22 protein-coding genes and 1 pseudogene are annotated in these 25,695 nt (G+C 40.6%); 11 read left to right on the plus strand and 12 right to left on the minus strand.

Annotated features, from left to right (window positions below; translation table 11 throughout):
• Positions 1 to 272 precede the first annotated feature (272 nt).
• The gene (locus B3H30_RS16755) at positions 273 to 746 is read left to right on the plus strand and encodes an ankyrin repeat domain-containing protein (RefSeq protein ID WP_070560777.1); all 474 of its coding nucleotides are present in this window, start codon (positions 273 to 275) and stop codon (positions 744 to 746) included.
• Positions 747 to 835: 89 nt separating this feature from the next.
• Here the strand turns inward: B3H30_RS16755 and B3H30_RS16760 are convergent, their stop codons facing one another.
• The 5 genes from B3H30_RS16760 to treY all read right to left on the minus strand — a co-directional run bounded on the left by B3H30_RS16760 (position 836) and on the right by treY (position 14,097).
• Positions 836 to 3,025, minus strand: a complete 2,190-nt coding sequence (locus B3H30_RS16760; protein WP_070560779.1) for a catalase — start codon at positions 3,023 to 3,025, stop codon at positions 836 to 838.
• Positions 3,026 to 3,366: 341 nt separating this feature from the next.
• Positions 3,367 to 5,541 (minus strand): ATP-binding protein, encoded by a 2,175-nt coding sequence (locus B3H30_RS16765; RefSeq protein ID WP_070560781.1) that lies wholly within the window; start codon positions 5,539 to 5,541, stop codon positions 3,367 to 3,369.
• Positions 5,542 to 5,944: 403 nt separating this feature from the next.
• On the minus strand, positions 5,945 to 7,762 hold the full coding sequence (gene treZ / locus B3H30_RS16770; RefSeq protein ID WP_070560782.1) for a malto-oligosyltrehalose trehalohydrolase: 1,818 nt from the start codon (positions 7,760 to 7,762) through the stop codon (positions 5,945 to 5,947).
• A gap of 15 nt (positions 7,763 to 7,777) precedes the next feature.
• Positions 7,778 to 9,886, minus strand: coding sequence for a glycogen debranching protein GlgX (gene glgX / locus B3H30_RS16775; protein ID WP_070560784.1), 2,109 nt, complete (start codon positions 9,884 to 9,886; stop codon positions 7,778 to 7,780).
• A gap of 8 nt (positions 9,887 to 9,894) precedes the next feature.
• Positions 9,895 to 14,097, minus strand: coding sequence for a malto-oligosyltrehalose synthase (gene treY, locus B3H30_RS16780; RefSeq protein ID WP_286834695.1), 4,203 nt, complete (start codon positions 14,095 to 14,097; stop codon positions 9,895 to 9,897).
• 196 nt (positions 14,098 to 14,293) lie between these two features.
• Here treY and B3H30_RS16785 point away from each other — a divergent pair, with 196 nt between their 5' ends.
• The 6 genes from B3H30_RS16785 (at position 14,294) to B3H30_RS16810 (ending at position 17,645) form a co-directional block, all read left to right on the plus strand.
• On the plus strand, positions 14,294 to 14,776 hold the full coding sequence (locus B3H30_RS16785; RefSeq protein WP_046676287.1) for an adenylyltransferase/cytidyltransferase family protein: 483 nt from the start codon (positions 14,294 to 14,296) through the stop codon (positions 14,774 to 14,776).
• A gap of 15 nt (positions 14,777 to 14,791) precedes the next feature.
• The gene (locus B3H30_RS16790) at positions 14,792 to 15,277 is read left to right on the plus strand and encodes an adenylyltransferase/cytidyltransferase family protein (protein ID WP_070560786.1); all 486 of its coding nucleotides are present in this window, start codon (positions 14,792 to 14,794) and stop codon (positions 15,275 to 15,277) included.
• Positions 15,278 to 15,333: 56 nt separating this feature from the next.
• Complete coding sequence (locus B3H30_RS16795) at positions 15,334 to 15,732, plus strand: hypothetical protein (RefSeq protein WP_286834696.1); 399 nt, start codon at positions 15,334 to 15,336, stop codon at positions 15,730 to 15,732.
• A gap of 318 nt (positions 15,733 to 16,050) precedes the next feature.
• Positions 16,051 to 16,545, plus strand: a complete 495-nt coding sequence (locus B3H30_RS16800; protein ID WP_046676284.1) for an RNA polymerase sigma factor — start codon at positions 16,051 to 16,053, stop codon at positions 16,543 to 16,545.
• 95 nt (positions 16,546 to 16,640) lie between these two features.
• Entirely contained in the window at positions 16,641 to 17,111 is a 471-nt protein-coding gene (locus B3H30_RS16805) for a hypothetical protein (protein ID WP_046676283.1), read from the plus strand.
• Between the two features lie 114 nt (positions 17,112 to 17,225).
• Positions 17,226 to 17,645, plus strand: a complete 420-nt coding sequence (locus B3H30_RS16810; RefSeq protein WP_286709591.1) for a DUF6157 family protein — start codon at positions 17,226 to 17,228, stop codon at positions 17,643 to 17,645.
• A 30-nt stretch (positions 17,646 to 17,675) separates the two neighbouring features.
• On the opposite strand, the gene B3H30_RS16815 is transcribed toward B3H30_RS16810, so the two are convergent.
• Together B3H30_RS16815 and xth are read right to left on the minus strand one after the other, a co-directional pair.
• Entirely contained in the window at positions 17,676 to 18,146 is a 471-nt protein-coding gene (locus B3H30_RS16815; protein ID WP_070560792.1) for an NUDIX domain-containing protein, read from the minus strand.
• The gene (gene xth / locus B3H30_RS16820) at positions 18,139 to 18,924 is read right to left on the minus strand and encodes an exodeoxyribonuclease III (RefSeq protein ID WP_070560794.1); all 786 of its coding nucleotides are present in this window, start codon (positions 18,922 to 18,924) and stop codon (positions 18,139 to 18,141) included. The genes B3H30_RS16815 and xth overlap by 8 nt, the downstream gene beginning before the upstream one ends.
• A gap of 459 nt (positions 18,925 to 19,383) precedes the next feature.
• Here xth and B3H30_RS16825 point away from each other — a divergent pair, with 459 nt between their 5' ends.
• Entirely contained in the window at positions 19,384 to 20,565 is a 1,182-nt protein-coding gene (locus B3H30_RS16825) for a glycosyltransferase (RefSeq protein WP_115048573.1), read from the plus strand.
• Positions 20,566 to 20,685: 120 nt separating this feature from the next.
• Here the strand turns inward: B3H30_RS16825 and B3H30_RS16830 are convergent, their stop codons facing one another.
• Positions 20,686 to 21,210, minus strand: coding sequence for a CinA family protein (locus B3H30_RS16830; RefSeq protein WP_286834697.1), 525 nt, complete (start codon positions 21,208 to 21,210; stop codon positions 20,686 to 20,688).
• Positions 21,211 to 21,261: 51 nt separating this feature from the next.
• Positions 21,262 to 21,573 (minus strand): hypothetical protein, encoded by a 312-nt coding sequence (locus B3H30_RS16835; RefSeq protein WP_053003998.1) that lies wholly within the window; start codon positions 21,571 to 21,573, stop codon positions 21,262 to 21,264.
• A 216-nt stretch (positions 21,574 to 21,789) separates the two neighbouring features.
• Between B3H30_RS16835 and B3H30_RS16840 the strand changes: the two genes are divergently transcribed.
• Positions 21,790 to 22,236: a hypothetical protein gene (locus B3H30_RS16840; protein WP_070560798.1), complete on the plus strand. Its 447-nt coding sequence runs from the start codon at positions 21,790 to 21,792 to the stop codon at positions 22,234 to 22,236.
• Positions 22,203 to 22,541 (plus strand): annotated as a pseudogene (locus B3H30_RS16845) (metallophosphoesterase); the annotation flags it as partial. The gene B3H30_RS16840 and the pseudogene B3H30_RS16845, both read left to right, overlap by 34 nt.
• 90 nt (positions 22,542 to 22,631) lie before the next feature.
• On the opposite strand, the gene B3H30_RS16850 reads toward B3H30_RS16845, so the two are convergent.
• Entirely contained in the window at positions 22,632 to 23,012 is a 381-nt protein-coding gene (locus B3H30_RS16850) for a DoxX family protein (protein WP_236560186.1), read from the minus strand.
• A 319-nt stretch (positions 23,013 to 23,331) separates the two neighbouring features.
• On the opposite strand from B3H30_RS16850, the gene B3H30_RS16855 reads away from it, so the two are divergent.
• Complete coding sequence (locus B3H30_RS16855) at positions 23,332 to 23,586, plus strand: macro domain-containing protein (protein ID WP_286709593.1); 255 nt, start codon at positions 23,332 to 23,334, stop codon at positions 23,584 to 23,586.
• Positions 23,587 to 23,605: 19 nt separating this feature from the next.
• Here the strand turns inward: B3H30_RS16855 and B3H30_RS16860 are convergent, their stop codons facing one another.
• Both B3H30_RS16860 and B3H30_RS16865 read right to left on the minus strand, forming a co-directional pair.
• Positions 23,606 to 24,079, minus strand: coding sequence for a hypothetical protein (locus tag B3H30_RS16860; RefSeq protein WP_070560805.1), 474 nt, complete (start codon positions 24,077 to 24,079; stop codon positions 23,606 to 23,608).
• A 454-nt stretch (positions 24,080 to 24,533) separates the two neighbouring features.
• The gene (locus tag B3H30_RS16865; protein ID WP_070560807.1) at positions 24,534 to 25,664 is read right to left on the minus strand and encodes a cytochrome-c peroxidase; all 1,131 of its coding nucleotides are present in this window, start codon (positions 25,662 to 25,664) and stop codon (positions 24,534 to 24,536) included.
• Positions 25,665 to 25,695: the final 31 nt, after the last annotated feature.

Raw genomic sequence — 25,695 nt, forward strand, 5'->3', positions numbered from 1 at the left:
ATAAATTTGAGACAGCTTCTTGTTTGTTTTAAAGATTTACAGACTCGCTATTCAATCCATAGCAAAAAGAATAGTGTGATATTGTCGCTAAGTTTATGTTCTTCATTTGTAGCTGAGGTAAGAATAATACCTTGACATTTTAATTAAGCTTTTCAAAACATCTAATGAGCGCAAACGTTTCGGTTCCCAGTTTTGTTCAAATTAAAAAGGAACGCCAGGAAGCATTTTTGCCGATCCCATTTAACGCTTTTTACGATATAAACTGAACCACTATGACACAAAACTCAGAAATCATGATTCATGCCGCCCGACTGGGCAATCTCGAAGTCTTACGTGAATTGATCAATCAGAATACCGATGTAAATACACGGGATGGCAAAGGCTATACCCCATTGATCATTGCCTGTTATAACAATAAGCTGGCTGCAGCCCAATTACTATTGGAAGCTGGTGCCGATGTAAATGCACAGGATAACGGTGGAAACACAGCCCTGATGGGTGTTGCTTTTAAAGGTTATCATGATATTGCCAAATTATTAATCGGTTATGGCGCAAATTTAAACCTGCAACATGGGAACGGTGGCACCGCGCTGATGTTTGCAGCCATGTTTGGCAGAAATGAAGTACTTAAGCTTCTACTTGACAATGGTGCAAATACCAGGCTACTCGATACCCGTGGCTTGTCGGTGTTAGACCTCGCCGCGCAACAGGGAAATGATACCGCACTCACACTGCTACAGCATTAGTATTTATTTAAATAGGATGGTCCACAAATATGCCCCAAATAGTATAAAACTTTTTGGGGCATATTTCTACATTGGATATTATTTAGATACTACGCAGGCACTTTGCGCGATTTTTCCCGCTCCCAAAACCGGTGTTGGGCAATTGCTTTAATGAATTTATCCACTAAGGACTTCGGATCCTGATCAACTATAATTCCGTCATCAAGCACAGTCTCCGCTGAAAACTCTTGGTATACCTTGCTAAAAAAATAGGTCGCTTCCAAAACCGGACTTGCCTCGACATCTGCGGCAATTGCTTTACAGTGTTTGAACGCTTCATTTAGAAAATGGACAGCATCGGCATTGGACTGCAGTGTAGCTACGCTATCCTTTCCTCCGGGTATATATATGGCGTCATACAGCACCGATGCTCCCGTTAAAAAGCTTTCTTCAACAGGGATCTTCTTGTTGTCCGTGCCCGTAACCTCCCCGAGCTTAGGGGCAATAACATGGACAATTCCACCCGCAGCCCGGATCGCATCTGCCACGGCCTGAAATGATTTCGTATCTACTCCATCGGCAGCAAGCACGGCGATCTTTCGACTCTTGATCGTATCTTTTATCGTATTTTGCATACTTAAAGCCGCCGATTTTTTTAATTGCTCCTTGACTTGAATAGGCTCATAATCGGAAGGATCGGCATCTGCTGGGATGCTTTTATTAATCGGCTTTTCAACTTCTTTTTGCACCTGTAATCCCAAGGCAAACGCAACTTCAGCTGCCAGCCCCTGATCGACCAGCGACAGTATACCGATCATGCGCTGCCTTACCGAAACGGCCTTCACTTTACCCAGCTCAAAACTGAACGCATCTACAAGATGATTTTTTTCCGGCTCAGACTGACTATTATAAAACAGCCTTGCTTGACTAAAATGGTCGCGGAAACTATCGCTCCTAGCCCGCACTTTTCTGGCATCAATACGCTCTTGATAGCTTTTAAAACCACCATCTGCCTCGCCTACCTGCGCAGGATCATTATTCCCCAATGAATTTGGTCCATAGCTCGTCTTACCTCGATCAATCCTTTGCCGCATAAATCCGTCACGCTGATTGTTGTGCGAAGGACAGATGGGCCTATTAATCGGAATTTCATGAAAATTAGGTCCACCTAAACGAATAAGTTGGGTATCTGTGTAAGAGAACAATCGCCCTTGCAACAACGGATCATTTGTAAAATCAATTCCTGGCACAATATTGCCAATATGAAAGGCAACCTGCTCCGTTTCGGCAAAGAAATTATCGGGATTTCGATTTAAAGTCATTTTTCCAATAGGCTGAACAGGCACCAACTCCTCAGGAACAATCTTCGTTGAATCTAGCAGGTCGAAGTCATACTTAAATTCGTCAGATTCGGGAATGACCTGTATGCCGAGTTCCCATTCTGGAAATGCACCGTTTTCAATGGCGTCCCAGAGATCCCTTCGATGAAAATCGGGGTCTTTACCGGATATATTTTGAGCTTCATCCCATGCGACTGAATGGACACCAAGCAGTGGTTTCCAATGAAACTTAACAAAGTGCGATTCACCATTGGTATTGATCAACCGAAAAGTATGAACACCAAACCCCTCCATCATGCGGTAACTACGCGGTATTGCTCGATCACTCATCAGCCACATAATCATGTGCGTCGACTCAGGCATTAAAGAAATGAAGTCCCAAAATGTATCATGGGCAGAAGCCGCTTGTGGAATTTCATTGTCGGGTTCAGGCTTGACAGCGTGAACAAGATCGGGGAACTTCATTGCATCCTGAATAAAGAATACAGGCATATTATTACCCACCAGATCGAAATTACCTTCTTGTGTATAAAATTTGACAGCAAAACCACGAACGTCGCGGGCAAGATCCGTCGACCCCCTCGAACCAGCAACCGTAGAGAAACGCACAAACACTGGGGTTTCAGTTTCGATATCATTAAGAAAACCCGCTTTTGTCCATTCAGCTAAAGGCTTGTATAGTTTGAATACGCCATGCGCGCCCGAACCTCTTGCGTGTACAACACGTTCGGGAATGCGCTCGTGGTCAAAATGTGTGATCTTTTCTCGGAGAATAAAATCTTCCAAAAGCGTAGCGCCCCGATCTCCAGCACGCAGCGAATTTTGGTCATCATTGATCTTGACTCCCTGATCAGTGGTCATTTGCTGTCCTGTGGCGTCCGCCGTATGTGGTCTTAGGGCGTTGACCTTTTTATTTTCCACTGGATCAACTTGTTCAGTCTTCAATTCTTTTTTTTTCATTATAATCGATTTTTGGGTTTAAACATCGTTTGTCGTATAAACTTTGAAGAAAATTCAGCTAAAACTTTTGCATATCCATCTGGACGGGCAATATTCACCATTTCATATAGGAACTTTTCCAATCGACTAATCGTTTGTTTTAATTCTAAAAGTGTTCTTAAATTTTCTCTCCAAGAAGATCGGATGGCCCATTAATAAGGGAAAGTATAGACTGGATGAACCTTGTTTAAAGTAGGTACGGCGGATAGCAACTCTACCGCTGTTAAAGGTTGCTGCTACGTTCAAACAAAAAAAGGAGCTTTAGGGCTCCTTTTTTTGTTTATCGAATTTTTATATGTCTATCAGACTTTAAATGTTATACAAAAAGTTGTACCTATATTAAGCTCGCTATCGACGGTGACTTTTGCCTCGAGACGATCTACGATGCGTTTTACAATAGAGAGCCCAATTCCCGAACCTTCAAATCCCTGCGAGTTCGGCAAGCGTTTAAAAATATCGAATATATTACTATCATCCTTAATATCCATTCCGATACCATTGTCTTTAATATAGTAGTTAACGAAATGTCCCTGCTTTTCACTATATACCTCGACTCTCGGGCGATCTTTTTTACTGCTATATTTTATGGCATTGCTGATCAGATTTAAGAACAACTGGTATAACAGTGTTCTTTCCCCTAAAATCGGCAAAGTTTCTCCCAAAACAAACTCAAGATGGGCGCTTTCAAACTGCTGCTTACAGCTTTCGAGAATGTTAAGAATTTTATTCCGTGGATCGATCAGTTCCGTTTTGAAGGCAACATAATTCGATTGCGTTAGCTGATACACCTTGTCCATCATTTCAGTGATCAGCGCGGTAGCATCCATAATATTTAGTGCCATTTTGCGTAACATATCCTTCGGAAGATCATCTTTCATCAACATCATCTGGGCAGCAAGCTTTATAGATGAAAGTGGATTTTTAAGATCATGGGTTAATGTATAGCCAAATGTATCCAAGGCATTGTTGGACCTGACAAGTTCTTTATTGAGCTGAGCAATCTCTCCGCCGCGCTGGGCAATAGCTTGTTGGGTTATTTGTGCGACTTTCTCCATAAAAGAAAGCTCGGCACGTTTCCACTGGATAGACTTGCCTTTCATCTTTTCACGCCAAGCTTCAAAAGATGTCCGTGGAGATGGAAATTCAACTTTCTTTTCAGGATCGTAATGATATATTTTTTCGGGTTTTCCAGCCCATACATCTTCGTAAACATGTTCTCTGCGGAATAAATAGATGTGCCATTTATTGCTGGGAAGGATATTTATCCGCAAAATGCCAGGCAATATAACCGGTTGCGGGGGGGCACTGTCACCATAGACAAAGTTTGATGTAAAAAATAAATCATTTTGCCCTTCTTCTTCTATAAAGCGATCGATCTCACGCAACTGCAATTCAGTGGGTACATCGCCCCAACTTTTAGAACCCCGGTCGTGCTTGATCATTAGTCCATCTGCGCCCGCAATTTCTAGAATTTGTGGTGCAAAGCGTTCAAGCACAATTCCAATATCGCTATTAACTAATAACTCAGACTTCAGATCACGTTCCATAACACCCATAATGGTTTGTGCTACCAGGTTTTCTTTTTGATGTTCTGAAAGATAGTAGTTTATAGCGTATTGCGTTAAAAAAGCGCATAAATGACGTTGGGCGAGATCAACATTCAAAGGCTCGCTATTCTGGCACGCCACCAAGCCCCAAAGTTTTCCTTCGATAACGATAGAAAAACTGGCACTGGCCCGTGCTCCTGCGTTTTTAAGATATTGTAAATGTACTGGAGATAATGCTCTGAGGCTACAGCGTGTCAAGTCTACCTCAGCAGCCTCCAAACCCTGTATAGCAATAGTCGGACCATCAACATCAGCTACGTGGCGCGCAAGAAACTTCACATAGAGTTCTCGTGCTTGTGCCGGAATATCAAATTCCGGATACCGGTACCCCATCAATGGGGTCATTCCATCTGCGATGGACTCTGCAATGACCTGTCCGCTATTGTCCTCCTCGAAACGGTATACCATAACTCGGTCAAAACCAATAATCTGACGGATCAGTACAGTCAATGATTGCCAAGCATTGCCATGACGTTCTTCAAGGTACTTCGCATAATAAAATAATCGCGTCGCTTTTAAATGATTTTCATTACAGATTTCTATTTCAAGGTATGTCCGCTCGTCGTACTGGTAAATACTCAGGTAATAGTCTACATTTTTAATGCGGATACGCTCCACAAAACGTGTAAAGATCTCTCCTCTAATTTGCGTTTCAATCTCTTTAAGATTCAACTCCTTTTCGGACGATAGCAATGGTAATAGCTGAGCAATAGAGCGTCCGAGGATTTCCTTCATGGGAATATCAAGAACGATAGTTAAGTTTTCACTTGCGGCAATACATCCGCTCTCATCAAAAATACAAAGGAAACCGAAAGACTGGATCTTACCGCATAGGTGGATTTTCTCTTCGTGACACTCCAGTTGACGCATAGTTTGCTAGTTTTTAATCATTTAATTCGCTAATAATAGGAAATTCTCGAAAGAGATAATTTGCCATACATTATAAATCTAGCACCCCTCTTCAAACATGTCATATCTTAGGCTAAGATAAAAAAAAATTGCGACGAATAACAGATCAAACGTTTGTTTAAAATTTATTCTGAATAGCTGATCTTTCAAACCACTGGTATTCAAAACCATAAGCAATTGTTCCTTTTAAAAATAAAAAAGCTAGGTTGGAAAGGACCTAGCTTTTAAAACTTTCTTCACGACTGGACAAGCCGTATTTAAATAAGGAACAATACTTTTAACGAAGTTGTTTGAATAATTTGTTTTTATCTTTTAATAGCTTTCATTCCTGAAGATCAACTCACTTAAATCTTTCCAAAACGATCTATTTCGAAGTGTAAGCATACCCTGACCATGGTAATAAGGAACAGTCCTGCACTGCAACAGCGTCAGTCTCTGCCAAAAGGTCGGCGTCCGGTACACTGGTATCAAATGACAAGGTCCATTGCACAGCTGCTGGTAGATTGACATGTTGTAAATGAGCTGAAAAGTTCATCAGGATAATCATTTGCCTCTCCTTTTGTTCCACATAGATACTAAGTACCTTCTTATCACAGAGGCACTCAGTCCTGATATCACTTCGTTGCATATTTTTTAACAACGGATTGCTTTTCCGAAATGCGATCAACGATTTATAATAGGACAACTGTTGCTGATATGGTTGCCTGTTCAATTCGTCCCAATCCAACACAGCTTGCCTAAATATTGTTTCATCCTGTGGATCGGGAACCTCGTGATCTGTGAGAAAATCTTCAAACTCCCGCTTGCGGCCCTCCCGCACCAGCTCTACCAGCTCTGGATCACTGTGACTGATAAAATACGGAAAAGGTCGCACTGTCCCCCATTCTTCGCCCATAAATAGTAGCGGAAGATAGGGCGACATGAATACAGCAAAAGTCATAAGACGTGTTATTTCTCTGGCGTAAAGCGAGGCCGCACGATCACCCAGCATCCTATTGCCGACCTGATCATGATTCTGACTGAAAACAATGAAGCGATCGCCCGGAATACCCGCCGTATCTGTTCCAAAAAATTTCTCGCGATGGAAAGAATAGTTCCCATCAAAAACATAGGCCTTCTCGTAGGCTTTTGCCAGATCTTCAACGCCATTAAACTCCCGATAATAGCCCTTTTTTGGTTCGCCTACGGCTACGCGTAAGGCATGGTGAAACTCATCTAGCCACTGCGCATCCATCGCAAAACCATTTTTTGCCAAGGGGTCTAAAAATCTTCTGTCGTTAAGATCGCACTCAACAAAGAGATATCGATTTTTCCCTGTTTTAGCGATCACATTATCCGTTTCCGCACGGATTTCCTGAAGGATGTGAATTGGACTGAAATCCTTGATCGCATGTACTGCATCCATGCGCAGCGCATCAATGTGAAAGTCTTCAAACCACATCCGTACATTGTTGACTACCAAATCCCGCTGTCCGTGACAGAAACGGTCGTCATAATTGAGTGCATCGCCCCAGGGCGTTCGATATTTCTCAGTGAAATAAGGACCATACTGCGCAAAATAGTTTCCTTCGGGGCCCACATGATTATAGACCACATCGAGAATTACAGCTATACCAGCCTCATGACAGGCATTAACTAGCCGTTGCAATTCGGAAGCGCCACCATAAGAATGCTGTACCGCGAATGGAAATACGCCATCATAACCCCAATTTCTCTCTCCGGGAAATTGAGCGATCGGCATGATTTCGATAGCAGTTATTCCCAAATTTTTCAGATAAGGAATCTTTTTGATAACTCCATCAAAGTCATGGGACGACGAGAATGTACCGACATGAAGCTCATAGATGATAAAATCTGATTGTTGCGGCGGCTGATAGTCTTGATCGGTCCATGAAAAAGCGAGGTCTACAGCTTGAGACGGTCCATGAACACCTTCCGGTTGTGAACGAGAAAGCGGATCAGGAAATTCGTTGTCGTCTACCCGTATTCTATACAAATCGCCCGCACGGATTAGATCACTTTCGGCATACCAATAACCGTAGGCTTGCTGCTCTAGCGGTATTTCGACACCCATATTATAAAGCATGCAATAGACATTCTTTGCATTTGGCGCCCATACGCGAATCTCCCATAGCGCACCATTGTATTGAACTCCTAATTGTCTAATTCCTGTTTTGCTCATAATCCAGTGGTCGCTCTATTGTGATTGAAATAAAAGAATCGAGCGCGAGGGAACTAAAACCGTATCCCCAGCTGGAAACTCCCCAAAATCACCTATCCTATCGCTATTCGTATCTATGATCTTATTCCAGGAAGCCCCATAGATTTCACTAGGGAGTTTATAGGCGACATCTTCCCAATGGGCATTAAATAAAAGGTAAAAATTGGCATCCACTATTTTATTACCAGCGGTGTCTACTGATCGAATTCCCTGACCATTGAGAAATACAGCAAGGGAACGGGCATAATCCTCCTGCCAATGATGATCATCCATCTCAGATGCGTCTGGGAGAAACCATACGATATCCTCGACACCCGTACCACGAATGGGTATACCTTGAAACCATTTACGACGGCAGAATACAGGATGTTCACGGCGAAAATGAATTAATTTTTTAGTAAAATCCAATAAAGTTCCATCCACGCTGGTCCAGTCCAGCCAAGAGATCTCATTGTCCTGGCAATACGCATTATTGTTGCCTTGCTGTGTTCTGCCCAGTTCATCGCCAGCGACGAGCATAGGCACACCTTGCGACAGGAACAAGGTCACCAGCATATTTCGTTTTTGTTTTTGTCTTAGGCTATTAACTGTAGCATCCTCTGTAGGTCCTTCGACCCCGCAGTTCCAGGAGCGATTGTGACTTTCACCATCTTGATTATCCTCGCCATTGGCTTCGTTGTGCTTATCGTTATACGATACAAGGTCATGAAGTGTAAATCCATCGTGTGCAGTAATAAAATTAATGCTGGCGGAGGGTGTTCGATTATCTCCCCTATATAAATCGGAGGATCCTGTAAGGCGATTGGCAAATTCAGCAATCATGCTATCTGCCCCGATCCAATAATCTCGGATACAATCACGGTATTTTCCATTCCATTCTGCCCAGCCGGCAGGAAATTCGCCAACTTGGTAGCCGCCTTCTCCGATATCCCAAGGTTCCGCAATGAGTTTAACCTGTGAAATCACCGGATCTTGATGAATAACGTCAAAGAATGAACTTAATTTATCGACCTCGTGTAACTCCCGTGCCAATGCTGATGCCAAATCAAAGCGGAACCCGTCAACATGCATTTCCTCAACCCAATAGCGCAGACTGTCCATAATCAGACGTAATACATTGGGTTGACGTGTATTTAAGGTATTGCCAGTTCCGGTAAAATCCATATAATACCGTGGATCTTCCGCCAAGCGATAATAAGAAGCATTATCAATCCCTCTAAAAGACAGTGTTGGCCCCATTTCGTTACCTTCGCCGGTATGGTTGTAGACAACATCGAGGATCACTTCGATACCGGCATCATGTAAGGCCTTGACCATTTTTTTAAATTCCATAACCTGCTCACCATGTGTACCTGAAGCGGAATAGCGCACATCGGGAGCAAAAAAACCGATGCTATTGTATCCCCAATAGTTAGTGAGTCCTTTGTCCTTTAAATGACGGTCAGTCAAAAAATGATGGATCGGCAACAATTCGACTGCAGTAATACCCAGTTCTTTCAGGTAATTTATAGCAACAGGATGTGCCAAAGCAGCATAGGTTCCTCTTATTTCTTGGGGAATGTCAGGATGTGTCGCTGTAAAACCTTTTACGTGGGTTTCATAAATCACACTCTGATGCATCGGTACCCGCGGCGGACTGTCGTTCCCCCAATCAAATTTGTTATCAATAACAACAGCTTTGGGGACAAAAGGAGCGCTGTCCGTTGTATCGAAGCTCATATCGTCCTCCCCTATAGTGTACGCGAATAAAGCATCATCCCATTGTACAGTACCTGATATTGCTTTTGCATACGGATCAATCAACAATTTATGGGGGTTAAAACGGTGTCCCTGCGATGGATCGTGCGGACCATGTACCCGATAGCCGTAGCGTTGTCCTGGCTTAATTCCCGAGAGATAGATATGCCACACTTGGTGCGTCTTCTCGGTTATTTTAAATTTTGCGACTTCCTCCTCATCGGAACTAGTATAGAGGCAAAGTTCAACAGCCTCAGCATGTTCGGAGAAAAGGGCAAAGTTAACCCCTTCCCCATCGTAAGTAGCTCCTAATGGATAAGGGCTTCCGGTATAAATTTTTGTTTCCATCTGTATGTTTAACGGTTGTATAATTTCGTGTAGTAAGCTAATTTTTCCTGGTGGTTTGCTGCAAATGCCCCTTTTTGCATACGCCATACCCAATTGCCAGCTGTGCTGGCGGGACGGTTCATGCGGCAAGATCCATCAAGATTCAGGATATCTTGCATCGCGATAATGACGCTGTCTGCAACGGATGCGTAGAGTGAACGTATGAGGACATCATTTAGATTTGTATTTTCAACGATTTGCCCATAGTAATTATTGATCCTTTCTTTGCCCGCTCCATCGAGATCTTGATTAAACCAAGACAGCGAAGTATTATTGTCGTGGGTGCCCGTATAGGCGACAGTATTGCGGTTATATTGATGCGGGATATGAGGTGAACGGGGCATATCGTTGCCAAAAGCAAATTGTAATACGGCCATTCCCGGAAAATTATATTCATTACGTAGCTGATATACCTTAGCGTCTATGTCACCAAGATCTTCGGCGATAAAAGGCATATGATCCAACGAAGTTTTCACATGATCAAAAAAATCCGACCCAGGCCCTACAACCCAGCTTCCATTTTTTGCGGAAGTTTCTTCATGGGGCACTTCCCAATAGGAAGAAAATGCTCGGAAATGGTCAAGCCGTAACGTATCAAATAGCGTACAGTTATGTGACAAACGTTCCACCCACCATTGATAACCATCTTTTTGAAGTGAGATCCAATTATAGGTTGGCATACCCCATAATTGGCCGTCGGCGTTGAAGTAATCGGGTGGTACCCCCGCAACATGATTTATAGTACCGTCTGCTTTTAATGAAAAGTACTGCGGATTGACCCACACATCGGCAGAATCATAGGCAACATAAAATGGGATATCGCCTATAAACCTAATCCCATAATCACGCGCATAGTTTCTTAACGCACTCCATTGCCTAAAAAATAGGAACTGAAACCATTTTTCCTGTTGCAATTCATCTGCAAATCGAGTGGCGAAATCTTCCAGCGCTGCGCTATCGCGAAGCTTATAAAGCGCTGGCCATTGATACCATGGACGATCGTCATGTCTATTTTTCAAAACTTTGAAGAGTGCATAATCATCAAGCCAGGAAGATTCGCGGTCTACAAACTCGGTAAATTCATGCGTAGGCTGCGCTGGAAGACGATGGAATGCCTTTTCAAGGAGCCGATATTTTGAGCTGTTTATTTCCGCGAAATCTATTGTTTGCAAGCCCTTCATTTTCAAGGTCTTTAATTCATCCTTATTCAGCAAGCCAAATTTTAATAATTCCTTTAAATCGATGAGTAAGGGATTTCCAGCCCTGCTACTTAGCGTGCTATAAGGCGAATAACATTGTGCTAAGTCTGTAGGCCCCAATGGAAGGATCTGCCACCAGCTTTGGCCACCACGTTGGAGCTGTTTAACAAAACGGCGAGCTTCATTCCCGAGATCTCCGATCCCATAAGGTGACGGTAATGAGCTTATATGAAACAATATACCGGAACTCCTTTTCTGAGTGGAATCTTTATATTTTAAGATCGCCATGGGAAGATCCTTAAAAATAGCATGGATAGGAATTTCTGTGCCTTCGCCACTGCTATCCATCAAAACATGCTGCCAAGTCACAGAACGATGAGTTAAGAGATGAACTTTTGTATCGGACCAATCAAATGAACAGGGCACAAATTTTGAGATTTTACCAATAGCGGCAAGATGTAGCGGTAAAATCACCACTAACCACTCATCCCCTGACCTACGTGCGAAGGCCAATATATGTTTCCTATATCGACCAGTCACCTTCAGTGGAATATAGCTGCTATCCGGTGCAAGTGTATGATCGTCCTTTCTCAGTTTCACCAATTCCTTTATCAACCAAAGCTTTATTCTTCCATCGTGTCTATTTCGCCATAAAAATGGAATTCGCTCTTCTTTGGCTGTCTCTTCGATCGTGTCGAGGAGACTTTTACTTAATTCATAAGCTATAGGTCGTCGGTTGTCGGGATCAACAAAGCTATAGTTCCAAAGTTCTGATCCCTGATAGATATCGGGTATACCAGGACAAGTAAACTTTAAAATTTGCTGAATAAGTGAATTCAATATTCCATAATCAGCGACTGCCTCAATAAATTGATAAAAGCTCGTAAAAAAAGGACGGTCTTTGTCCAGCAAAAAAGAAGCGAAGTCCCGAACTGAAGCTTCATAAACTAAATTTGGATTCTCCCAGCTTGAGCGTTCTTTACCTTCGCGAAGGTATTTCACCAAGTAGTCCAAGAAACGTTTTTCAAATGCTGCACATGCCTTCGCATCCTGTTTCTCCATTGGATAAGAGGAGACCAAAGACTGATAGATGAAATATTCATCATTTGGGTGCGGAAGGTCCTTTCGATATTCATTCCAGACCACATCCTGCCAAATGCGCAGTTGTTTTACCCACTTTTGCGCCATAGCAGTTAGGACCAAAAGGCAGCTCCGTGAATCCTCCCCTCGCTTGGTGTCGTGTGTTGAACTGGCGTTGATTGACAGTGGCCAATCTTTTTGCCGATCCTGCATAAATCGGTGAAATTGCTTGATACTAAGCCCTAAATTCTGTGGATGGTCACCCACTTCATTATTTCCAATAAACCGGTTGTAGGTGTACATCAAGGTATCTTCTACCCCTTTTGCCATTACTGGCCCAGTCAATTGCATGCAGCGGAGAAAGAAATCGGCTAAAGCAGTTTGGTTCGGCGATTGATAAGCTACCTGCGCTTGCTGAAACTGATTTCGAAATTGATCGACCAGCTCTTGGTCGAGCTCGGGGTTCTTCATCAACTTTTCAAAAAGTGAAGACACAAGTTCGAAGTTCCTTATTGACAATGGAAAGCAATCATCATAAAGCCGATAGACCGGAAAAAGTGCAATAAAGGACTTTAAAATGTCCTTTAGCGCATCCCGCTTCTCTTGGTCAACAACACCCAGAAGTGATGCTAACGATTTGGCAAGATTGTCGAGCTCTCCCTGCATCTGATCTGTAAGAATCTTACATTTTTTTGCATATTGATCTTTTTTAATTGATAAGTTTTCGCCAGTAACTTTGCGATAATAGTTATTCAATATTTTCTTTCCCGACTGGCAGGAACATACATTATTACAAACTGATAAAAAATCATAGCCCGTTGTTCCCTGTATAGGCCAGTCGATCGGGAGCTTCTCTCCTTTCTCCAGTATCTTTTCAGCGACGATATACGTTTTTGGACCGATATATTTTCTCAAATTGTAGAGGTAGGCTGTGGGATTATAAAGTCCATCGATATGATCAATGCGGAGTCCATCAATCAGCCCCTCGTCAACGAGTGTTTTGATTAGCTCATGAGACTGCTTGAATACTTCTTCGTCCTGCACATTTAAACAAATTAGTTCGTTGACCGTAAAAAAACGTCTATAATTTATTCGTTTATGTGTATGCCACCAAGGAGAAAGCTCATAATTCTGACTAGTTACCAATTCAAGAATACGATCGGGATCCGCATTAAAGCGTTGCAGCGTAGACGTAAGTATCTCGCCTGAGAGACCTTTAAAGATGTGTATTCGCAACTGCTTCCACTCTTCGTTATCTCCATTGGCTTGAGCGGTATTTATCTGAACCAAAAGGCCGCTAAAATCGGCTTGTGTGTTCCGTAAATAATCGCCCAATATAAAGCCATAGGATTCTGGTGAAATTGGATAAACATTTCCTTGATAAGAAAGTCGAAGACTATCATCGGAAAAAACGACTGTAATTTCATTGTCTGATATTGCTTCATCCAAAGTCTTTGCTAATATAGGTACCATTAATTTTCCCTGCTCAAATAAATTCGAACTATAGCAGGTATCAAAAAAACGGCTAAATGTTGATGACTGTCCAAATTCCAGCAAATCCATGAGCCATTCGTTCGCTGGATGAAATGCCATGTGATTTGGAACGATATCCTGAATCCATTTGATATTGGATTCTCTTAATTGTTTCTTAATAGCCCTGAGCTCGTCGAGTGTACCTAATTCTGGATTTATCTGATGCATATTAACACCGTCATAGCCATGGACACTCCCCGGCGTTGATTGTAAAATAGGTGCAGCATAAATCGTATCTATACCTAGATTAAGCAGGTAAGGAATTATGGCTTTAAAATCAGCAAAGTTAAACGCTTTATGAAATTGAATTCTGTAGGTTGTATTTGGCTTATTAATGGATACATTTCTATTCGTCTGCATAGTGCTGGATTTCATTTTAGTTCAGAACGCCAGCCAGCCATTTTAGTTCAATCGTTTTTCAAAAAAGGGAAGTTGAAATGAGATGGAAGGGGGTTGAAAATAATAAGGCAAAAAAATAATTTAAAATTAAAACGAATCTTTCTGAGCTGCGTTCTACCTGTACTTCTTCAATAATTGCAGTTTAAATTATTATAATATGAAAAAAATAGGAATTACGTTTTCCGCTTTTGATCTGCTTCATGCAGGTCACATTAAGATGCTCGAAGATGCCAAAGAACAGTGCGACTTTCTGATTTGCGGTCTGCAGACAGATCCAACGCTGGATCGTCCAGAAAAAAACAAGCCGACACAATCGGTATTTGAACGCTATATGCAATTAAAGGCATGTAAACATGTGGATATGATTATCCCTTACGCTACTGAGCAGGACCTCGAAGATGTTTTACGTTCATACAAAATACATGTTCGCATTTTGGGTGATGAATATATGGATAAGGCATTTACAGGCAGACAGTATTGCGAAGAAAAAGGGATACGACTTTATTTCAATAGACGGGAAAACAGGTTCTCGAGTTCGTCTTTGCGGAGAATAATTGCATCGAAGGAAAACACTAGTAAGGGCGCCGTGGTCAGTATAAACGATGGGGCTAATTACGCGTTAAAGCGCATAAACGCATAAACTAATAGTAAAAATATGATTATAGGTATTATTTTCGGCGTATTTGACATGTTGCATGTAGGCCATATCGTTGCGCTACAGGAAGCGAAGAGTCAGTGTGATTATCTCATTGTGGGACTTAAAACCGATTCAAATGTACAGGAAGCTGATGGCCATGACACGGCTCAGACCATGGTCGAAAGATTCATCAAATTGGAAGGCTGTCAGTTTGTTGATGAAATCATCCCTTTTGAATCGGATCACGACATTACAGATATGCTTCAGTCACTACCTGTCCACAAATTCTTTATAGGGGAAGACTATAAGATGGTTGATTTTTCAGGCAGAGATTATTGTATTTCAGAGGGAATTGAAATTTGTTATACCAAGAACAAAAACCGATTTTCAAGTCAGTCGCTTCGAAAAATTGTGAGTGAAAAAGAAATTGAGAAGGCGGAAAGGAGTTTTGGCGCAAGTTTAAAATGCCATTCCGCAAATATTATTTCAACTACACCCCAATAAAGGAGCAATGAAATATAGATACTGCAGGCTTGTAAACAATAACAATATCGTTCGTTATGAAAAAAATCAATATCGGTATTATTACGAGTTTAAGAAAGCAGTTGTTTGCCTATCGCATCCTCTTTTCTGAACATGTACTAAGTCCCGCAAGGGTTGTCCTGGAAGCAGCATCTCTTGAATCTATTAGCAGCAATTCTCTCATTCATGAAAAGCCTGAATTGCTGCTGCTCGATTATCGTTTGGTATTTAAAGATACCGCCCTTTTCTTTTCGCTTCTAAATAATCGCTATCCAAACCTGATCGTTATTGTTCTTGTGGATCAAACTCAGCTAAAAGAAGCGAAGCGATGTCAACGGTTTGTTGATGCCTATGTAGCCCCAAACATAGAGATTCTCCAGCTTTTTACACAGATTAGGAATCTAACAGTACGCGCTCCCTTCATGAACGCACATTAGTATAACAAGTGATGGCTTCGTTTTTTAATGAAATACCTGAGATAAGCGTATAAATAACGTGTACTTTGGGGCATTATCGAGAAAATTCCAATCGCAAAAATTTAATACGGTTTTAAATCCTTAGCTGATTATGTTGGCGCGACTCACACAGTGATTCTAACATGCTGATAATGAACAGTCATGACCAATATTAAGTATAAATTACATCTTCCGTAATATTTACCTAAAGATCGTTTCAGCGTTCCAACACGAAGCATTTTGACTAAAATCTGCACTGTTGTTGTTCTATAATCGCCGTAACATTTAGAAAATAACAACATGCAGCACATCGAGATAAACTCATTTTTTAAAGAAAAAAGAAGCCTACTCAAAAATTTCGCTTCGCAATTTACTTCAGATCCGGAGATTAAAAATGATCTTATACAGGACACCATGGTTAATGCATTAAAATCCATCGAAAAGCTTATACATAATCCTAAGGTGGGCTCATGGTTGTATGTGATTATGCGCAACATTTATATTAACCATTACAGAAAAACAAAACGTACTGAGAACTATCACCATGAGTATGCAGCTTTAGCCAGTGCGGATTCTGTTTCAACAAATTTAAGCAGCAGCAAATTTATCCAGGATGATATCCAAAAAGCATTGCGTCAGCTTTCCGAAGATAATTATGAAATTTTCAACATGTTCCTAGAAGGTTATAAATATCATGAAATCGCCGAATACATGCAGATGCCTGAAGGCACTATTAAAACACGCATTCATTTTATTCGAAAGACCATGCAAAAGCAGTTAGCAATATATCATTAATACACGGCATATATTAAACTATAAAAAAATAAAAATTAAAACTATTTACAAATAAATCTTGTTATTTAAACATTATCACTAAATAAATAAATATTATGATTTCAAACAAAACATTACTTGCTTCACTAGCTACCGCAGCGATTTTAGTTTCGTGTAATAATCAAACACCGCAGGAAAAGGCGGCTGAGAAGATGGAGCATGCGGAGGAAAAAGCAGCCGACGCCAATGAAGAGGCAATGAAAACTTCCGAAGATGCTGCGACGAAAGATGCAGAAGCTGTTGTTTATTCCGATAAAGCGGCGGCTAATGCAGCTATTGCTTCAGTGACAGCCCCTGTCCTTTCCAATGATAAAGCCAAGGAGCTTTATACAAAATTAGGTAAAACTTGGGTGGATCGCATCAATGCAGAGTCTGCAGATCAAGCGTTGGATAAAGAGAAATCACTGTTGGATATTAAAAACGAGATCGAAAAAAGTCTTGCTGATGGAAAAATATCTGCTTCGGATAAAGATAACATCATGAAATACCAATCGGATTGTTTAGCCGCTATTAAAGCTGCGCTCTAGAACATACGAGCAAAATAATCAATAAATCATAGGATATTTTGCGATTCACTTTCAAATCGTAAGATATCCTATTATTTTTGTCGTTATCCTTACGGCTCCATTGATTAAAGAAAGATGAAAATTATGAAAATCCATTCGACCAATTATTTTAACACATTGATTGAAGCTGCTGCAGATACCAAAGTAGTTAAGGGCACTATTCCACCATCAAAAAGCAATAAAACCGTTGCTGAACGACAATATGAATTAATCGCCTCTGCACCTTATCAGTATACATCTGACGATATTATTTTCCAAGTCTATGCGGAAAGAAGGGATCTAACGCCAGATGAGTATCCCGAAGCAAGAGCAGTTTTTTTCTCAAGAGGACAAGCTTGCCTGCGAGCTTCCCCCCTTACAAAAACCTATGGGTATGGGATTCATAGTAATAGTGAAGGCAGGATCGCTCTATATGGAATGGAAACAGCAATTTATCAGAAGTTTGTAGCGGATGATAATACAGCGAAAGTTAAAGCAATGAGGTCTACTAGGTAGCACTTGCACAATAAAATGGTATTGAAAAAATTAACATTTCTCATGAGCAATCAATTGCTCCAAAAAAGAAATCTGCCGTTCGTTTATTTTCTTCCTAGCTTCCGCAAATGTAAACCAACCTCCGCGATCTACTTCTGGATAAGTTTGCATTTTTCCGGATTTCGGCGGCCATTCCATTTCAAAGGTATTGCTTACCAGATCAGCAGGATCTATATCTCCTTCAATTGCCCAGCACTTAACTATTTTTCCTCCTTTCTGTTGAATAGCTTGTAGCGCAATAAAATTTCCGCTGGGAAGATAGCCTGTCTCTTCAATAAATTCCCTTTTGGCTGCTTCAAGTTCATCTTCATACAAATCGATTTCTCCCTTAGGAATTGTCCAAGAGCCTTCATCTTTTTTCGTAAAATAGGGACCACCAGGATGTACTAAGAAAAAATAAATTTCTAGCGCCTCAAATTTATACAATAACAATCCAGCACTGGTATTTATCTTTTTAGCCATTGTTGCTGCTATTCCGTAACCGAATCCATGTAGGGGCATGATCGCTGCTCTTTTCCCAGCCGCGAACATGGCGATCAATACCGCCTTCAATCAAACGATTCTGAATTGAAGGGCTTAATAGGATATGATCTATACGCAAACCGGCATTTCGACTATAAGCCTGACGAAAGTAATCCCAGAACGTATACACCTGCTGATCCGGAAAAAGCTGACGAATCGCATCCTGCCAGCCCGCTTCAAGAAGTTGACTGAAAGCCTCTTTAACCTCCTTTCTGAACAATGCATCGTCGACATATTTTTCAGGTTTATAGGTATCCATTTCAGTTGGAATAATGTTAAAATCGCCGATGAGTATCGCTGGAATATCCATACTAAGCAACGTTTTGGCCCGCTTAGCTAAGCGCTCAATCCACGTCAATTTATACTCAAATTTGGGCCCGGGAAATGGGTTCCCATTGGGCAGATAAAGACAGCAAATCGCGACTTGCTGGATCATAACCTCCAAATAACGGCTTTGAACATCTTCGGCATCACCTGGAAGCACTCTAGAGATTTCTTCGATCTCATATTTAGAAAGAACCGCAACCCCATTCCAGCTTTTTTGACCGTGCCAAACGGCATGATATCCGATGGCATTAATTTCTTTCAGTGGAAAACGTTCCTGCGGAGATTTCAACTCCTGGAGGCATACAACATCAGGCGATTCTTCGGCCAACCAGCGAAGCAAGACTGGTAGACGCGCATTGATACCATTAATATTATAGGTAGCTATTTTCATGAACTCATTTTTAACTTAAATAAACAACCAAAGGAACCTCTTTATTGTTTGAAACTGCTAAGAAAAATTTAAGCGAGGAAAATTGAACATCTTTAGCAAAACAGCACTTATTTATGAAATTTGTATGGGATTAAATGACTATTTAAGTGATACGACTATAAATTCATTTCTCCAACGCTATAAATACGTATTTAACCTGTATTTTTCGGAAGTTCCTTAGCTACCCTACGCTATTTCTATTCAAAAACTACGGTTAAAGCTTCATAAACATCCTTTAGGTATAAATTTTGTTTCAATTACATCAAAAGAATTTACACTCAAATAGCGTACGGATATGGAAAATATTGAAAAGAAAGCAAAAAAAATAGGTTTGGAAAAAGGCTACTATTTATTGCTAATGGCCATTTTGGATCTTCCAGTTGAAGAAGTACAAAATACAGTAAAGGAGGGTTAAATCATATGAAAAAAATAGCAATCATCAGTACTTGTCCGCCTCAAGAATGTGGGTTAGCAACTTTTACGAAAGACCTTAAACAAGGTATGGAATTCGATCCTACTGTACAAATTGACATCATCGCTTTATCTAAACATGGATTAGAGGATTTTAATGAATCTGTACGCTTTGTCATCTTTCGGGATCGACTTGATAGTTATCATCAAGCAGCTCGTATCATCAATGAGGAATATGATTATTGTATTGTGCAACATGAATTTGGAATATTTGGTGGTGCCGACGGTATTTTCATCACACAAATCGCCAACAATCTTACTATACCATTATTAACCGTATTTCATACTATTCTGCAAACCCCTTCATTGCAGCAGAAAGAAATTATGGAATTACTTCTGGAAAAATCTCAGGTGGTTGTCAGCTTATCGCCAAAAGGAGTAGAATTGTTAAAGGAGCAATTTGATTCGGCTCTTACGGATAAAATTAAAGTTATACCGCATGGCGTGCCGCAGTTTGACTATAATCAGGGGTTAGCCAAGTACAGGTTGAATTTACAGCAAAACTTTGTGATGATGACTTTTGGTTTAATCGGAAGAAGTAAAGGGCTTGAATATGCCATAAAATCCCTGTCGGGTATCGATCTTCCTGGATTCAAATACTTGATTGTTGGAAAAACACACCCCAATGTGCTTGCCCATGAAGGTGAATCTTACCGATTCGAACTTCAAAATTTAGTTGATCAACTAGGTTTACAGGATAAAGTTGTTTTTATTGATAAATTCTTAACGGATGAAGAACTTAAAGAGTATCTGACGGCATGCGATATATACTTATCCCCATACCCTCACGAACAACAAATAAGCAGTGGAACCTTATCTTTTGCAGTAGGCGCGGGAGCTGCAGTTATCTCCACTCCTTACTGGCATGCCAAAGATCTATTGAAAGATGATCGTGGCATTCTCACTCCGTTTAACGACATAGAATCCATGCGTGGCAACATCAAATTATTGTATACCTCCCATCGACTACTCGCTTGGCATCGTTTCAAAGCACGCAGCTACGGAGAACAAACTGTATGGAAAAACGTAGCAAAAATGTATATCGAACTTCTAAATGGAGTAACAACACCGGTGAGATCTTTAATTGATTATGAAAAATACCTCTCTTTTGATTTGAAAAGAGAAGCATAAAGTTTAAGGGCTGTCCGAGGAGTCTAACTTTTCAGGGCAGTGATTAACGTGGACAGCCCTTCCTTTTTACTATTTTATGTACATCCCATCCAATTCAACAGCCTTTCGGATAATCAATTCTCAAACGGATTGGCTTGACTTTTTACTCACCCTATTTAGTCGTAATAGCCTATTTAAAGTTTCGAATGCCTTTATGGTATAAATGGCCTGCGCTTCTTCCATTTTGACGCTCGATTGAAGTTCAATTTTTTCGGTAGATATAATCTTGTCCTTTTCAGCAATTGAAATATAGGCGAACAATTTACCAGCTGATTCGGGCACGGCTGTTGCATATCCGGTTGTGGCAATAGCCCATGTTGTACCAAACAGGTTGCTTACTGCAAGTGCAATTTCTTCGGTAATTTTCGGAGATACGCAGTCGCATCTTTCGGCTTCCTTTGCATCTACCTTTAGTATTTTTATCTTAGCATTGATCGTATAGGTGGTCACTCCCCCAGCGAAAACTTCCATTGCTCCCTCCATCTGTGAACAGGCTAACTGCAACAATCCCGCTGTCACACTTTCAGCAACGGCAATACGATCTTTAGCATCTTTGAGATTTTGAGCGACTTCGCGCAGTAACAATTCTGGAAACTCTATTTTCATTATATATTAATATAAGGTCATCTACATATGAAGGCATTGCCTACGCTATCTTTATGCCACATGGTATATTTTAATCTCAGGATTATTGCTTATTAGTGGCTTTAGTGCAACGAGGATGATATTATTGTATAATTCTGTTGACAAAAAGGCCTCAGCATCTTCATAAGTATCAAAGCCATATAAGAGCTGTATATCCTCATCACTGAAGAGTAGCTCCTGTGTTTTCGCTCCTTTTATTTGTTCTCGAAATAAATCTTTGAACTTATTATATGTACTTGTCAATTCCCCCCTATTGGAAGAATTCATTTTTAACACAATTTGCAAATATGCTGTCGTCATTTGTTCCTTATTTTTATTGTCCATAATGGTTTAAATTTCCCTGACCCGGTACGAATGGATTGGAATTGCCCAATCCAAATGTCTCTAAAAACCAAACAGCTTCTAACCAAAGATCGTTTGTAATAAATTAATATTCCTTCGTTATCTAAGCTAACTTTAGCATAAACATTTTAGATGATATGCATGTTAAGTAAAAGGACGATCTTTGCATACTAACATTGAGATAAAATCTATCAGCACATGATATATTCAAAAATAGCGCTGTCAAATGTACTTTTCGTATTAATGGCACTCACTTGTACAGGACAGAGTTTTGATCGCCAACTGAGGAATCAAAAGGAAAAGACGCAAAAGGAATTTTTGAAGTTTATTACTGAAATAGGAAGTAAAATAACGGATTCGACCTTAACGACCGAACAGCAAAATGCACTATTTAACCCGATCGTTGCGTATGCTCATAAAGAACATACTGGCTTAACACGATTGCGCAAAAAATATTTTGAAAAAATACAGGCTCCACCAACAGCACTTAATGCATTTATTTTTGATAGCAAGCCTCCTGAGGAACTGTCAAAAATGTTGGAAACCCCACAATTCACGACAGTAACCTTGCTACAGTGTTATCGACCTATCGAAATAGCGCGACTTATCATTATGGGAATATCGATCTGGCCATGTCTAAAGTAGATAAATCCTCGCCTATCAATTTGATGCTTTCACACGATCCCTCCCATTGGCGCGCAGAGATCCTACCCAAATATCCCACAATCGACGTCACTTTCAGCGGGCATACGCATGGGGGACAATTCGGCTATAACAACCCGAATTATCAGTGGAGTCCGGTCAAATATGCTTACCGCGAATGGGCAGGCCTGTACCGTGAAAAGCATCAGGCACTGTACGTAAATGTTGACTTCGGTTATCTAGATTATCCAAGCCGAGTTGGGATACTACCGGAGATCACTATATTTCACCTGAAGAGTAAAGGTTAAAGCAAATTAAATACTATCCCTGATGGATTTTTCACCCAGTACATATTTTCGGGTAACGCATTAAATTCATCACAGATTTCAACACAATTTCTAATCGAATTTCCTATCGGCTGGTCTGAAATACCAAGAAGTAGCAATTAGAATAATGTATAATAGTGCCGGAGCCATTAAAGCGAAAGAATCTCCCGATGCAATATGCGAATACAAGGCACCAGTAGCCGTAAAGAAAATACCCGCATATGCCCATTCTTTCCAAAGTGGTCTTTTGGGCCAAAGCAAGGCAACCACAGCTAATAGTTTCCAGATTCCTAGTAAAGGAAGTATATAACTCGGATATCCCAAATGGTCTATATTTTGTATCCCACCTGCTCCTTCTGTTTGAATTTTAAAAATCTGTATGATAGCAGTTGACAATAACCCTACAGCCAACCATATGGTTGCTATCCAATAAATTATCCGATTTCTTTTCATAATGCGTTGATTTATTTATTATCCTGTTAATTACTTTACATTCCTAGCCACCTCTCCTATCTTCAACACCCGGTATTATCCTTGCCACCCAAAATAAAGCAGCTCTTTTACTGACCGTTCTTTATTATGTAGCTATTTGACTACAAATATAAATGTAGTTATGTAACTACGCAATATTATTTTCATTTTTTTAAAGCGAGGCATTGAATACAACGGCTATCCTGCGATACCCCAATTAAACCTGCTAATTATTTTTTCATATATTTGAGTTAAGATCAATCCAACGTCACGTAGTAACAACAAAATAACCGTAGTTACTATTCATCGCTGCGGTGGGCCGGAAATTCTGGAAGGATGCCGTAACATTGTGGCTAAACAAGGAGGCTGCAAGGTAGGTGAAGCCGTCATCACAACTGCAGGCAAGCTAGCCGCTAAATATGTAATTCATACAGTTGGACCAGTGTGGAATGGTGTCATTACACCGTTTCTGATGGCCGATACAACACTTAAGCAGATCAAAATAGTATGTTTTGACGATGATAACTTTCTACTGATCAATCAAATAGTAATATAAACCTAACATAAAACTAAGACTACTCCGCTTCAAATTCCCATCTATATTCATAGGAAGGAACAGGCTTATCAATGTGTGGAAATTGCAGTTTTTTGAGTTCCCTTATATGTTCAAAATCTTTATTTAGAAGTAAATATATACCTGCGTTCTTACCTATTTCTCTTAATATTTCTGGGGTAATCTCTTTTTCTCGACTGTTGGCAGATATGATCATTTTTACAAATTGCTTGCCCGATGAAGTTATATACGGATTTAGCTTATAGGGCCCCGGAATACCAGTATTTTCGTGAGATTGTCCTGCCAATACATCATTGATATAGATAGCATAGTCTACATTTTTTATTTCATGGTAGAGAAAGTATGATTTTACGACCGGGGCTATTCCGCTATGAGCAACCTCAGCAACCTCATCATTTTCCCTATCTCCACCGCCACTGTTACACGACATAAACAACACAACACAGTACATAGCAATGACGATATTTTTTTTCATTTCGTATTTTCTCCTTATTTTTAAAACTGTCGCAATATTCCTTTGATAGCGATTCTAAGCCAATACGACCAACAAGTTAACAACCCAATTTAAGGCCTTAAAACAAGAAATTGCGGATGGCTATACAGCTTATTAAGATACAAATTAGTCGGAATAAAATGGGCTATACAGGTTATTTTTTTACAGGAGAAGTAAGAAAAGTGTAACCATATATCAACCTCTTGGCCGTATTTAAAAGAAAGAGAAACTTCCATCTTTTTAAAATTTCTTTATAAGTCACTAGAATTCAGGATATTTGGAAAAATAAACACCCTACCAGTATCTGTTTAAAACATTGGTTATCCAATAGCTGGATAACCTTTTTTGTGCAAGAAGCTATCCTGAAGTTGCCCCACTCTCAATATAGCATGTCGAACAGTATGTAAACACAGCTTCACGATTGTTCGGCTGTCATCTATCTCGGTAAACTTTCGGGACGGCGCATACGATAAGAAGTCCCTGTGATGGCGTGCAAAAAGGCCTCAATATCTTTTATTTCATCTTTTGTCAGATTTAGGGGTTGCATCAATGGATCAGTTACAGGATAAAGTGGATCTTTTGCTTTCTGCTCAGCAGTAGCGGAATTCATCTGCATACCACTATTGTACATATTCAACAGACCGGTCATATTCCAAAACAATCCGTTGTGCATCCACGGATCGGTATTCATCACGTCACGTAGGGATGGTGTACGGAAACGTCCTACATCAGCAGGATCCTTTGTAATCTCGTATCGTCCCAGGTCCTGATATTTCCGTTTGTAATAGGTGAGACCAATATTGTGATACAGATCATCGGTAAAAAATTGACCATTATGACAATTCATACAGCGCGCTTTGGTGCGAAATAAATGAAGACCGCGCACTTCCTGATCAGACAACACTTTATAATTGCCATCTAAAAACTCGTCAAAACGGCTTCTTCTACTTGTTAATGTCCGTTGAAAAGCACTCAAGGCTTTCAGTACCTCCGGCATCGAATAATCGGTTTCCCCGAAAGCATCCACAAACAATTTGTTGTATCCGGGGATGGCCTTTAGCTTGGGAATCAGTTTTGTCAATTCCATATCCATTTCATGATGAGCTTCAATAGGACCCAACGCTTGTTCCTCCAATGAGCCAGCACGACCGTCCCAAAACAATTCCTTGCGTGCATACACATTGAGCAAAGATGGCGTATTACGCGTGCCTTCAAGATGATCATTACCAACTGGTACGGTAAGCTTGTCAGCCCAGGAAGTCTGGGGGTTGTGGCAGCTACTACAGGATATCTGATTGCTTCCCGATAGAATGGGGTCAAAAAAAAGATATTTCCCCAACTTCACATCAGGCTTTTCCATTAAAGAAAAATAACCGGTATCGATCTTGGGTAGAGACTTAAATTCATTCCAATGAGCCCCTACATCAATTGTTGGTTTTGGCCATTCGCTCACCGGCCGTCGATAATAAAGCTGTATCTCATCATCAAAGGCTTGCTGTTGATCTTTCATAGAAAGCAAACCCACAAAACCAACAATAGTGGCCAATACACAAAACTGCTTTTTCATTCTCTCTTAATTATGCTTATAAACAAGTACG

The organism is Sphingobacterium sp. UBA7038, assembly GCF_002494055.1.
GTDB classification, from domain to species: domain Bacteria; phylum Bacteroidota; class Bacteroidia; order Sphingobacteriales; family Sphingobacteriaceae; genus Sphingobacterium; species Sphingobacterium multivorum.

What these genes read in the sequence shown, in the direction of transcription:
- B3H30_RS16755 (WP_070560777.1), top strand. Translation starts at nt 273, where the DNA reads ATGACACAAAACTCAGAAATCATGATTCATGCCGCCCGACTGGGCAAT.
- B3H30_RS16760 (WP_070560779.1), bottom strand. Translation starts at nt 3,025, where the DNA reads ATGAAAAAAAAAGAATTGAAGACTGAACAAGTTGATCCAGTGGAAAAT.
- B3H30_RS16765 (WP_070560781.1), bottom strand. Translation starts at nt 5,541, where the DNA reads ATGCGTCAACTGGAGTGTCACGAAGAGAAAATCCACCTATGCGGTAAG.
- treZ (WP_070560782.1), bottom strand. Translation starts at nt 7,762, where the DNA reads ATGAGCAAAACAGGAATTAGACAATTAGGAGTTCAATACAATGGTGCG.
- glgX (WP_070560784.1), bottom strand. Translation starts at nt 9,886, where the DNA reads ATGGAAACAAAAATTTATACCGGAAGCCCTTATCCATTAGGAGCTACT.
- treY (WP_286834695.1), bottom strand. Translation starts at nt 14,097, where the DNA reads ATGCAGACGAATAGAAATGTATCCATTAATAAGCCAAATACAACCTAC.
- B3H30_RS16785 (WP_046676287.1), top strand. Translation starts at nt 14,294, where the DNA reads ATGAAAAAAATAGGAATTACGTTTTCCGCTTTTGATCTGCTTCATGCA.
- B3H30_RS16790 (WP_070560786.1), top strand. Translation starts at nt 14,792, where the DNA reads ATGATTATAGGTATTATTTTCGGCGTATTTGACATGTTGCATGTAGGC.
- B3H30_RS16795 (WP_286834696.1), top strand. Translation starts at nt 15,334, where the DNA reads ATGAAAAAAATCAATATCGGTATTATTACGAGTTTAAGAAAGCAGTTG.
- B3H30_RS16800 (WP_046676284.1), top strand. Translation starts at nt 16,051, where the DNA reads ATGCAGCACATCGAGATAAACTCATTTTTTAAAGAAAAAAGAAGCCTA.
- B3H30_RS16805 (WP_046676283.1), top strand. Translation starts at nt 16,641, where the DNA reads ATGATTTCAAACAAAACATTACTTGCTTCACTAGCTACCGCAGCGATT.
- B3H30_RS16810 (WP_286709591.1), top strand. Translation starts at nt 17,226, where the DNA reads ATGAAAATTATGAAAATCCATTCGACCAATTATTTTAACACATTGATT.
- B3H30_RS16815 (WP_070560792.1), bottom strand. Translation starts at nt 18,146, where the DNA reads ATGGCTAAAAAGATAAATACCAGTGCTGGATTGTTATTGTATAAATTT.
- xth (WP_070560794.1), bottom strand. Translation starts at nt 18,924, where the DNA reads ATGAAAATAGCTACCTATAATATTAATGGTATCAATGCGCGTCTACCA.
- B3H30_RS16825 (WP_115048573.1), top strand. Translation starts at nt 19,384, where the DNA reads ATGAAAAAAATAGCAATCATCAGTACTTGTCCGCCTCAAGAATGTGGG.
- B3H30_RS16830 (WP_286834697.1), bottom strand. Translation starts at nt 21,210, where the DNA reads ATGAAAATAGAGTTTCCAGAATTGTTACTGCGCGAAGTCGCTCAAAAT.
- B3H30_RS16835 (WP_053003998.1), bottom strand. Translation starts at nt 21,573, where the DNA reads ATGGACAATAAAAATAAGGAACAAATGACGACAGCATATTTGCAAATT.
- B3H30_RS16840 (WP_070560798.1), top strand. Translation starts at nt 21,790, where the DNA reads ATGATATATTCAAAAATAGCGCTGTCAAATGTACTTTTCGTATTAATG.
- B3H30_RS16850 (WP_236560186.1), bottom strand. Translation starts at nt 23,012, where the DNA reads ATGAAAAGAAATCGGATAATTTATTGGATAGCAACCATATGGTTGGCT.
- B3H30_RS16860 (WP_070560805.1), bottom strand. Translation starts at nt 24,079, where the DNA reads ATGAAAAAAAATATCGTCATTGCTATGTACTGTGTTGTGTTGTTTATG.
- B3H30_RS16865 (WP_070560807.1), bottom strand. Translation starts at nt 25,664, where the DNA reads ATGAAAAAGCAGTTTTGTGTATTGGCCACTATTGTTGGTTTTGTGGGT.